At 39.8% G+C, this 10,654-nt stretch carries 13 protein-coding genes; all 13 read left to right on the top strand.

What is annotated here, in order from left to right; genetic code table 11:
- Window positions 1-6 precede the first annotated feature (6 nt).
- The 13 genes from ABJF57_RS07670 (at window position 7) to ABJF57_RS07610 (ending at window position 10,638) form a co-directional block, all read left to right on the top strand.
- The gene (locus ABJF57_RS07670) at window positions 7-534 is read left to right on the top strand and encodes a DUF3341 domain-containing protein (protein ID WP_462233957.1); all 528 of its coding nucleotides are present in this window, start codon (window positions 7-9) and stop codon (window positions 532-534) included.
- Between the two features lie 2 nt (window positions 535-536).
- Window positions 537-1,163 (top strand): c-type cytochrome, encoded by a 627-nt coding sequence (locus tag ABJF57_RS07665; RefSeq protein WP_462233955.1) that lies wholly within the window; start codon window positions 537-539, stop codon window positions 1,161-1,163.
- Window positions 1,164-1,172: 9 nt separating this feature from the next.
- A complete protein-coding gene (locus ABJF57_RS07660; RefSeq protein ID WP_462233953.1) occupies window positions 1,173-2,531 on the top strand; it encodes a quinol:cytochrome C oxidoreductase in 1,359 nt (452 codons plus the stop codon).
- An 18-nt stretch (window positions 2,532-2,549) separates the two neighbouring features.
- On the top strand, window positions 2,550-3,638 hold the full coding sequence (locus ABJF57_RS07655) for a cytochrome c oxidase subunit II (protein ID WP_462233951.1): 1,089 nt from the start codon (window positions 2,550-2,552) through the stop codon (window positions 3,636-3,638).
- Window positions 3,639-3,644: 6 nt separating this feature from the next.
- Window positions 3,645-5,507: a cytochrome c oxidase subunit I gene (locus ABJF57_RS07650; protein ID WP_462233949.1), complete on the top strand. Its 1,863-nt coding sequence runs from the start codon at window positions 3,645-3,647 to the stop codon at window positions 5,505-5,507.
- Window positions 5,491-6,510, top strand: a complete 1,020-nt coding sequence (locus tag ABJF57_RS07645) for a COX15/CtaA family protein (protein ID WP_462233947.1) — start codon at window positions 5,491-5,493, stop codon at window positions 6,508-6,510. The genes ABJF57_RS07650 and ABJF57_RS07645 overlap by 17 nt, the downstream gene beginning before the upstream one ends.
- Window positions 6,498-7,397, top strand: coding sequence for a heme o synthase (gene cyoE / locus ABJF57_RS07640; protein ID WP_462234855.1), 900 nt, complete (start codon window positions 6,498-6,500; stop codon window positions 7,395-7,397). The genes ABJF57_RS07645 and cyoE overlap by 13 nt, the downstream gene beginning before the upstream one ends.
- Window positions 7,394-7,966 carry a cytochrome c oxidase subunit 3 gene (locus ABJF57_RS07635; RefSeq protein ID WP_462233945.1) on the top strand — a complete coding sequence of 191 codons (573 nt, stop codon included), beginning with the start codon at window positions 7,394-7,396 and terminating at the stop codon, window positions 7,964-7,966. The genes cyoE and ABJF57_RS07635 overlap by 4 nt, the downstream gene beginning before the upstream one ends.
- Window positions 7,967-7,984: 18 nt before the next feature.
- Complete coding sequence (locus tag ABJF57_RS07630; RefSeq protein WP_462233943.1) at window positions 7,985-8,728, top strand: cytochrome c oxidase subunit 3; 744 nt, start codon at window positions 7,985-7,987, stop codon at window positions 8,726-8,728.
- A 19-nt stretch (window positions 8,729-8,747) separates the two neighbouring features.
- Complete coding sequence (locus ABJF57_RS07625) at window positions 8,748-9,077, top strand: cytochrome C oxidase subunit IV family protein (protein ID WP_462233941.1); 330 nt, start codon at window positions 8,748-8,750, stop codon at window positions 9,075-9,077.
- A gap of 6 nt (window positions 9,078-9,083) precedes the next feature.
- Window positions 9,084-9,509, top strand: coding sequence for a hypothetical protein (locus ABJF57_RS07620; protein ID WP_462233939.1), 426 nt, complete (start codon window positions 9,084-9,086; stop codon window positions 9,507-9,509).
- Complete coding sequence (locus tag ABJF57_RS07615) at window positions 9,487-10,065, top strand: DUF420 domain-containing protein (protein WP_462233938.1); 579 nt, start codon at window positions 9,487-9,489, stop codon at window positions 10,063-10,065. The genes ABJF57_RS07620 and ABJF57_RS07615 overlap by 23 nt, the downstream gene beginning before the upstream one ends.
- A gap of 312 nt (window positions 10,066-10,377) precedes the next feature.
- Complete coding sequence (locus tag ABJF57_RS07610; RefSeq protein WP_462233936.1) at window positions 10,378-10,638, top strand: DUF983 domain-containing protein; 261 nt, start codon at window positions 10,378-10,380, stop codon at window positions 10,636-10,638.
- Window positions 10,639-10,654 lie beyond the last annotated feature (16 nt).

The raw sequence follows: 10,654 nt of genomic DNA, 5'->3' as shown, positions 1-10,654 counted from the left end.
TAGATTATGTCTCAAGGAACGAATTACGTACTGGGCGTCTATGACGATGAAGATGTTTTGATGGATGCCATCAAAACGGTTAGGGAATCAGGTGTGAAAATCGAAGAAGTTTATTCACCATTTCCTGTGCACGGAATCGAAGATGTTCTTGGGTATAAAAGAAGCTGGCTATCAATAGCAGCGTTCATGTTCGGTATCACGGGTACAACCTTGGCTTTGACCATGATGGTAGGTATGATGGGCGTTGATTGGCCAATGATCATTGGGGGTAAGGATTACGTTCCAATACCAGCGTTTATTCCGGTGACATTTGAGATGACAGTATTACTAGCATCATTCGGCATGGTTGGGACCTTCTTCGTGATATCCAATCTGAAGCCATGGGGTAAGCCTAGAATTTATGACATTAGAATCACAGATGATAAGCACGTAATGGCTATTGATCTGGATAGCAATGACAAGTCTGAAGCAGATATTAAGAAAGTGCTGCAGGGAAGTGGAGCTACTGAGGTTAACGACAAAACTTTTGATTGATAATGAAACTGAAGGCATTTAGATACTTAGGAATTATCACAGTTGGAGCACTCGTAGCTTCATGTGCTGCCGGCGTTGATGACACAGGTTTGGAGTACGCTCCTCAGATGTATCACTCTACTCCATACGAGCCACTTACACAAATTCAGAATGAAGATGCTGGAAGTTGGCTAGATTCAAATGATGAAGACGGACATGGTGAATTTTACAATTCAAATCCGTACAATCAATTCAAAATGAATATGCGAGAGCCTGTTGCGAATACGGTTAGAAGAGGAGAACTTTTGCCGGTTCGATTAGGCAAAGATGATCTTGAAATAGCAGCTGCTACTTTGGAAAACCCGTTCTCTGCTGAGGATGAGGATGTTGTAAAGCAAGGGAAGGTTTTATACGACAGCTACTGTAAGCATTGTCATGGAGAAAAAGGAAACGGAGACGGACTAGTGGCAGAAGCTTACGCTGGTGTGGCTAACCTTAACGGTGCGTCTTACCTTGAGATTACTGAAGGGCACATTTTTCATGTGATTACCTATGGTAAAGGTTTGATGGGAGCTCATGGATCTCAGGTAAGTCCTGAAGATCGATGGAGAATCGCCCGATATGTTAAAGAATTGCAAAAGAAGAATTAAAGTCTACTAATGGTAACTGAAGAAAGATTTGAATTTACTGCTACTGCTAAGAAGCGCTTGATCATCACATTGGTGGTAGGTTTCGTGCTATCTGTGCTTGGCTATTTTATGCTAGGTTCCGGTGGTGATCATGGTGATGATCACGACGGAGGAGATCATACAGAAGTGGCTTCTGAGCATGGTGAAGAACCATATGAGGCTGAGGGACATGGGGAAGCGGAAGGTCATGGAGAAGAGGGGGCCCATCATGGAAGCAGCTCATCAGTAAAAAGATTGTTGTCTAATTTGTGGATTAACAATGTATTCTTTGCTGGATTAGCAATCATAGGAGTTTTCTTTTTTGCAATTCAATATGCAGCACAAGTTGGCTGGTCAGCTGGTTTGAAACGAATACCGTTTGCCTTCGGAAGCTGGTTGCCAATAGCGTTTGTTTTGATGCTAATTGTCTTCCTGATTGGTGGACACGATATATTCCATTGGACACATTCAGATTTATACGCTGCTGAAGGAGGAGATGAGATTGTAAAAGGCAAAGCACCTTATTTCTTTTGGCCATTGGAGGGAGGATCTACCCCAATCTTTTGGATTGGCAGGTTGGTTATATTCTTTGGAGTATGGTATCTGTTTTTTAGAAAATTAAGATCACTTGCATTTTCTGAAGATTTAGAAGGAGGGACTGCAAAGTGGTATCAAATGAGAAAGACCTCTGCGATATTTCTAGTGTTCTTCGCGGTATCATCATCCATGGCAGCCTGGGATTGGATCATGTCTATTGATGTACACTGGTTTAGTACAATGTTCGGATGGTACGCATTCGCTAGTTGGTGGGTTGCGGGTCTTGCATTATCACTATTTATTGTAGTGATGTTGAAAGACAAAGGCTACCTATCAGTAGTTAATGCTAATCACATTCATGATTTAGGAAAGTTTGTCTTTGCATTTACTATCTTTTGGACATACGTCTGGTTTTCACAGTTCTTGTTAATCTACTACGCACACATTCCGGAGGAAACTGTTTACTTCCTGGAGCGATGGAAAGATGATCACTATGCGCCAGTATTTTATATCAATTTAATTTTAAACTTCTTCTTCCCATTCCTAGTTCTTATGACTAGAGATGCGAAGAGACACACAAGAATCCTCAAAGTAGTTTGTCCAGCTGTTGTATTTGGTCATTGGCTAGATTTCTATCTGATGGTATCTCCAGGAACTGTAGGTGATAATGGCGGATTTGGATTCTTGGAAATAGGTTTGATTCTAGTCTATGCTAGTGCTTTCTTGTATGTGACATTCAATGCACTTTCAAAAGCACCACTCTTTGCCAAGAATCATCCAATGTTGAAAGAAAGTTTGCATCATCACATTTAATAAGTGAGGGAATAGGTTATGCTTAATTTAATCATTGTAATAGCGGTCGTATTAGTAATAGCTGTCATATTCACAGCTTACCGCGTCACAACGTTAGTTGATGTTGTAAAAAAGGATAAGAGCAAAAGTCATGTGCCCTCCGGAAATAGTTTTCAGGGTGCACTTATGATTGTATTCCTGGTTTTAGGGATAGCTAGCTTCTTTTATTTCTCAATGAAGGAGTACGATACGTACAATTTGCCAATTGCATCAGAGCATGCAATTGTAACAGAAAATCTTTTCTGGATAACAATGGCAATTACAGTGTTCGTATTTATTGTTACCCAAATTTTTCTCTTCGGATTTGGCTGGAAGTACCGATACAAAGAATCAAATACTGCGCATTATTATCCGCACAATAATAAGCTTGAGATGATCTGGACAATTGTTCCAGCACTGGTTCTAGCGTGGTTAATTATTTCCGGCTTGAAGCAATGGAATGTCGTTACCGGCCCTGCCCCTGACGATGCTGAAGTAATTGAAGTAATGGGTTACCAGTATGCGTGGGCTTTTAGATACCCGGGTAAAGATGGTGAGCTAGGAAAGACAGATTTTAGAAAGATTGATGCCGTCAATTCAATGGGAATTGATTTAGAAGATCAGAATGGTCATGATGACTTCATGCCAGCTCAACTGGTATTGCCTAAGGGTAAGGCAGTACACCTTAAGATTAGAGGAAGAGATGTAATTCATAGTGTTTACAACCCGCACTTTAGGATGCAAATGAATGCAGTACCGGGAATGCCAACACGATTTTGGTTTGTGCCTACTTTAAGTACTGCAGAAATGCGTGAAAAGACAGGCAATCCTGATTTTAATTATGAGCTTGTTTGCAATAAAATTTGCGGAAAGAGCCACTATGGAATGAAGGGGATCATTATTGTATTGGAGCAAGATGAATACGATTCCTGGTATAAAGAGAATCAAGAAAATTCGTTCCTGAAGCAAAATCCAGGATACTTAAGCCAAGTTCCTGAAGAATTGAAAGAGGCAGCTAAAATTGCCGCAGGAATCGAGAACATAGAGAACGAACAAAAGGTTACAGCTGCAGCAAGCAGTTCTAAATAAAAATATATGTCAGTAACAGATATACAACTTCAGGAAGATTTAGCTCATGACGATCACCACGATGAACACCATGAGCCTGGGTTTGTAAGCAAGTATATTTTCTCGACTGATCACAAGACAATCGCGAAGCAATTCTTGATTACAGGGATATTTTGGGCTTTGATAGGAGGAGCGCTTTCTGTCATCTTTAGGCTTCAATTAGGCTTTCCTGAAATGGATCTTGAATGGTTGAGGCCATTTTTGGGTCAATGGATTACAGCCGATGGTAAACTAGATGCTGAGTTCTATCTGGCACTTGTTACCATGCATGGTACCATCATGGTATTCTTTGTATTAACGGCGGGTTTGAGCGGAACTTTTTCAAATTTCCTGATTCCGCTTCAGATCGGAGCTCGAGACATGGCATCAGGCTTTATGAACATGCTTTCGTATTGGTTTTTCTTTGCTTCTGGCATTGTGATGTTCATTTCTTTCTTTATTGAAACAGGGCCTGCTGCAGGGGGTTGGACGATATATCCACCATTAAGCGCGTTGCCTGAGGCTATTCAAGGTTCAGGGTTAGGAATGACGCTATGGTTGGTTTCGATGGCTTTGTTTATTGCCTCTTCCTTATTAGGAGGTATCAATTACATCACAACAATAATAAATATGAGAACGCATGGAATGTCTTTCGCGAGGCTTCCGCTCACCATATGGGCGTTCTTTATCACTGCAATTTTAGGGTTGCTGTCATTCCCGGTTCTTTTATCAGCAGCTCTGCTATTGATTTTTGACCGATCTTTCGGTACAAGCTTCTATTTGTCTGAAATTTATATTGCTGGCGAGGCACTACCAAATGTTGGAGGAAGTCCAATCTTGTTTCAACACTTGTTTTGGTTCTTAGGCCATCCAGAAGTATATATCGTAATTCTTCCAGCCTTAGGAATAACTTCAGAAATTATTGGTACAAATTCACGAAAACCAATCTTTGGTTATAAAGCAATGATTGGATCAATGCTCGGAATTGGTTTCTTGTCATTTATTGTATGGGCTCACCATATGTTTGTGACAGGCATGAATCCATTCTTAGGATCGGTTTTTACCATCTTGACATTGGTAATTGCGGTTCCATCAGCAATTAAAGCATTTAACTACATCACTACATTGTGGAAAGGTAACATTGTATTTACACCAGCAATGTTGTTTTCAATTGGTTTAGTATCCTTCTTTATATCAGGTGGTCTTACAGGGATTTTCCTTGGGAATTCAGTGCTGGATATTAACCTACACGATACATACTTTGTAGTAGCACACTTTCACTTGGTTATGGGTAGTGCCGCGTTCTTTGGAATGTTGGCCGGTGTATATCATTGGTTCCCGAAGATGTTTGGTAGAATGATGAATGATAAATTGGGTAAGCTACACTTCTGGCTATCTTTTGTTGGAATTTATCTGGTATTTTTCCCAATGCATTACATTGGAATTGCAGGATTTCCAAGAAGATATTATTCATTCACATCGTTTGAAGCATTCAGTATTTATGGTGATTTAAATGCATTAGTGAGTATTGCTGCCATCCTAACTTTTGCAGCTCAGTTCATATTCCTGTTCAACTTCTTCTACAGCATATTTAGAGGTAAGCTGGCACCAGCCAATCCATGGAAGTCAAACACGCTAGAATGGACCACTCCAAGATTCCCTGGACATGGAAACTGGGTTGGAGCTATTCCAAAAGTATTCAGATGGCCATATGACTACAGTAAGCCTGGTGCTAAGGATGACTTTATTCCTCAGACAGTACCTTATTCACACACTCCTGAATCTAACCTTGAGCATGAAAATGAGCTAACCAAGGAAGAAGATCTTGCCGGAGTTGAGAAAGCTAATTAATCAAAAGAATTTTTTAAGAATCAATGCAATAACGCTAGGATCAGTATTAGTGCTGATCCTAGTGGGGAGCATTGTTCGCGTGACAGGCGCAGGAATGGGATGTCCTGATTGGCCAAAGTGCTTTGGCTCATATATTCCTCCGACTACTTCAGCAGGCTTGCCTGACAATTACCAGGACATTTTCAGAGAGCAAAGGGTCACTAAGAATAAGCGATTGGCTAAACTCTTTGACAGACTGGGTTATGAAGAATTAAGCAATAGGATAACGAAAGATCCGGCTGTGCTGCTTGAACAAGAATTTAATGTGACAAAAGCATGGATCGAATATGTCAATCGGCTGGTTGGAGTTCTTATTGGTCTTTTGGTTTTCCTGAATATGATCTTTTCTTTTTCTTATAGGAAAAAGTCTTTTTGGATCCCATTTATGGGAGTGTCTATATTCATTCTAACAGGCTTTCAAGGGTGGGTTGGATCGCTAGTTGTATCAACCAACCTACTCCATGGGTTCATTACATTTCATATGCTATTAGCCCTGGTGATTGTTGCTATGCTCATCTGGATGAACGTTCGTGTGAAGTCGCTCAGTACGATCAAACACTCCACAATATTTTGGGTTAGCTTGATAACAACTATACTTTTCATACCACAATTGATACTAGGAACAGAAGTAAGAGGAACGATTGACGACCTGCTTGTTTCTGCTATTGGAAGAGGTGAATGGAGCGAAAGCCTGACACAATCATTTTATGTACATAGAACTTATTCATGGCTGATCCTTATTGGATCAGTTTTGCTAAGCTATTATGCTAAAAAAACGAGAGAAGCTTGGTTAATCCGAACATCTATCCAGTTGGTATTCCTTGTTTTTTTCGCAATGGTGGCTGGAATTGGAATGGTTAGGTTCTCGTTTCCGTTTTGGTTACAACCACTTCATTTAATTCTGGGTGTGGGTATTTTTAGCTTGTTGTTTTACTTAACTTTACGAATCAAATTAGTCAAGTGAGTACATCGATAACACATATTGATATTTCAGCGATAGGCAAAGCAAAAGCCTACTATGAGTTGTTGAAGCCAAGACTATCCTTCTTGGTGGTTTTTTCTTCTGGTTTCGGGTATGCTTTGGCGTCACAATCTGCTTTTAATTGGCTAAACCTACTTGTTTTCCTTTTGGCAGGATTTTTAGTTTCAGGGTCATCAGTCACCATCAACCAGGTGATTGAGCAGAAGTATGATGCCATCATGAAAAGGACTCAAAAGAGACCTTTGCCCTCTGACCGTATCACAGAATCAGAAGCTATTTGGTTCAGCATTTTCACTGGAATTGCAGGTTTAATTTTGATGATTCTGACTACCAATCTTCTGGCCGCTTCATTGTCTCTGATTTCCTTGATTCTATATGCATTTGTATATACTCCGTTGAAACGAGTAGGATCTATTGCCGTATTTGTTGGAGCGATTCCTGGAGCACTTCCTCCTTTGATCGGTTGGGCAGCTGCAAGTGGTGCGATCACCTATGAAGCGATGATTATTTTCGGCATTCAATTCATCTGGCAGTTTCCGCACTTCTGGGCAATAGCCTGGGTATCGGACGAAGATTATAAAAAAGCAGGCTTTAAGCTTCTGCCAGGGGGAGGAGCAAAAGATTTGAATACGGCCATTAATATCATGGTCTATACACTGTTTTTATTGCCTTTGGGACTATTGCCGACTTATTTTGGTCTTACTGGCCTTACCAGTGGTGTGGTAGCCACAATTTGCGGAGTATTGTTTTTGGCACAAACTTTCAGTTTGATGAAAGATACTTCCAATCAAAAAGCACGGAGGATCATGTTTGGGTCATTTATATATCTGCCCATTGTTCAAATAACATTTTTATTAGATAAGATATGACAGGAGAGATGCAAGCTGGAAATAAAGTGAGATCAATGCATCCGCAAAAATTCGCGATGTGGTTATTCTTGGTTTCAGTGGTTATGGTATTTGTGTCATTATCAAGTGCATACATAGTCAAGAAATCGATAGGAGATTGGATTTATATTGAATTTCCATCCTTGTTTCAGTTCACCACAGGTGTTATCATCCTTAGCAGTGTCACCATGCATTATGCTTACATCTCCGCCAAGCGGAATAACATTAAAAACATAAGAATAGGGCTTGTAATCACAGCAATTCTTGCGGTAGTATTTATCGTCGGGCAGCTAAAAGCATGGGGGCAATTAGTAGATGGAGGGTATCATTTTGTTGGAAATCCAGCAAGCTCTTTTATCTATATTTTCACAGGACTGCATGTGGTGCATTTGGTAGGAGCTGTGATATTCTTGTTAATTGTTCTGAAAAAGGCATTCAATTATAAAGTTCACTCAAAGAGTTTGGTACGAATTGAAATGTGTGCCACTTTCTGGCATTTTCTTGGTGGACTTTGGTTGTATTTATACTTATTTTTGATACTCAATAATTAACCTACAAAATCTAAACGGATGGCTAACTCGGCTGTAATAGTAGAAGAAGAAAGCAAAAATATTTGGCGCGGCGGTGTTTCACCGATGAAATCAAGCTACGGAAAGCTTATGATGTGGTTTTTCCTGTTGTCAGATGCATTTACTTTCTCAGCTTTATTGATCACTTACGGCCTGATTCGTTTCAGCCACCCTGCCTACGTAGGTACAGTGGCTGATTTCAAGTTCTCGCAAGAATATTGGCCAATACCAGAAAAGGTATTTGAAGCTGTTCCATTTTTACATGGAGTTGAACTTCCATTGGTTTTCGTTGGGATAATGACATTCATATTGATCATTAGTAGTGTGACAATGGTGCTTGCAGTTGAAGCTGGCGAGCGAATGGATAAAAAAGCTGTAGAGAAATGGATGCTTTGGACGATACTTGGTGGGTTGACATTCTTAGGATGTCAGGCATGGGAGTGGAGTCACTTTATTCATGGAGCAGATGTTTCTATGAATCTGGAAGGAGTTTTTCAAGGAGCAGGACTATCCTATAATCAGTACGGTCCTCCAAATTTTGCCGCATTGTTTTTCTTCATTACCGGCTTTCACGGCTTCCATGTATTTAGTGGAGTACTGATAAATTTTATTATTTTCTATCAGGCGACTGTAGGTGTCTTCGAGAAGAGGGGACATTATGAGATGGTAGAAAAAGTTGGCCTCTACTGGCACTTTGTAGATCTGGTATGGGTCTTTGTATTTACTTTCTTTTACCTTGTATAATCTTATCATTTTCAAATAAATGGAACAGCAAACTCCACAAGTCGAAGTAAAGCCTGTTGACAAGGCTAAAGTAAAGAATTTCTTAAAGGTCATGTGGTATCTGGCCTTAATCACTGCCATTGAGTTTGGTATTGCTTTTACAGTACCTCACGAATATAAATGGGTCAGAATTGTCGTTTTTATTGCTTTGACAATTGTTAAGGCTTACTACATCGTAGCTGAGTTTATGCACCTTGGACACGAGAAGAAGTCTCTACGGATGTCAATCGTATTGCCAATGCTATTCGTAGTGTTCTTAATCTTCATCATGATTTATCAAGGTGGAGCTATTCTAGAAGCTCTTAGCTAAATTCATTTGCAAAATAAAGGGCTAAAACGACTCGCATTTTTTGTGGTGTTTTTTATACCAGTAGTCTGGTATCTTTTTCTTCAATTATTCGGTAGTAATAACTTTTCGCTGACGTTACTTGATGATGTAGCATCTGGATGTGATGTCTATGAGGAGATCACGGTCGTATCGAAGAACGATTCTCTTACGATTGTTGAAACCAATTATATGAATCGGGTAGTTTATGCGGTCGACAAACGAAAAGTTACTTTAATCTATGTTCCCTCAAGTTATTTTGATTGCATTGATCAGCCTAATGTAGATTTAGTTTTAGTTAATAAGGAAGGAATTTGGGGAACTTATGCATTGTCTAGGGAAGGAGTTGATCAGCTTTTAACCGAATTAGATATCCTGTCACTTCAACAATCATATGGAAAAGGAACAAGCCGGTAGCAAAGTATACCTTCGAATCATTTATGTGGTTTCATTGCTGATCCCTTTGGTCGTAACTTTTCTTATTTTTTTTCCAGCCAAATTCGGAGCTGGTAGCTGGGTGAAAACACTTCCGACAGTACATGCACTGATCAACTCACTGACCGTTGTTACTTTGATTGCCGCACTTGTCGCAATTAAGAAAGGAAATATTGCTGTCCATCGCTCATTCATGTTCGCTTCCCTATTTATGGGAGTGCTTTTTCTGGTATCCTATATCCTTTACCACTCAAATGTGTCTTCCGTCAAGTTTGGAGACCTGAATCATGATGGAATGGTAGATGAAATTGAATTAGCAAAAGCGGGAACTAGTAGGGTCATTTATTTGGTTATCCTAGCAAGTCATATTTTACTATCGATCCTTGTTGTACCATTTGTGCTTTTTGCATTCTATTTTGCTTTGACAGGCCAGATTACACGGCATAGAAAGATTGTAAAGTACACATACCCCGTATGGATGTATGTCTCAATTACTGGAGTTGTAGTGTACTTCTTGATTAAGCCATATTACATTTGATTATGAAAAAGTTGTTCGTACTTGCATGTGCTTTTCTAATCCCATTCATCAATTGGGCGCAATGTGCGATGTGTAGAACTCAAATAAAAAATAATGTAAGCGCAGGCGAAACCTCGATGGCTGAAGGACTAAATAAGGGGATTATGTTCTTGTTTTTCACACCTTACATCGTCGTGTTTGTCATTATTTTTCTTTGGTACAAAAACAGTAAAACAACAAAGAGTGTCAGTCTTATCGAACGTTTTAAAAGCTAAGTGCCCGCGTTGCAAAGAGGGAGAAATCTTTACTCACTCCGCACTTAATATTAAGAAAATGACTTCAATGCATGCTAACTGCCCAAGCTGCAATTTGAGGTATGAAAAGGAGCCTGGTAATTTCTATGGAGCCATGTATGTTAGCTATGGATTTTCCGTGGGTATTTTTCTGGTGACTGCATTTATCCTCTACCATTTTTTCAGTGACCCTACACTTAGTGTCTATTTGATTACAATCTCTCTTGTCGCGCTAGTGCTCTTCCCATTTAACTTTAGGTATTCAAGAGTCATCTTCCTTTACTTGATTTGGAAAAGTTAAGGCTCATTAAAGGACT

The sequence above is a fragment of the Ekhidna sp. genome (assembly GCF_039940915.1).
Lineage (GTDB): Bacteria > Bacteroidota > Bacteroidia > Cytophagales > Cyclobacteriaceae > Ekhidna.
Note: the sequence above shows the minus strand (reverse complement) of the source record. Positions and strands in the feature narration are given on the sequence as shown.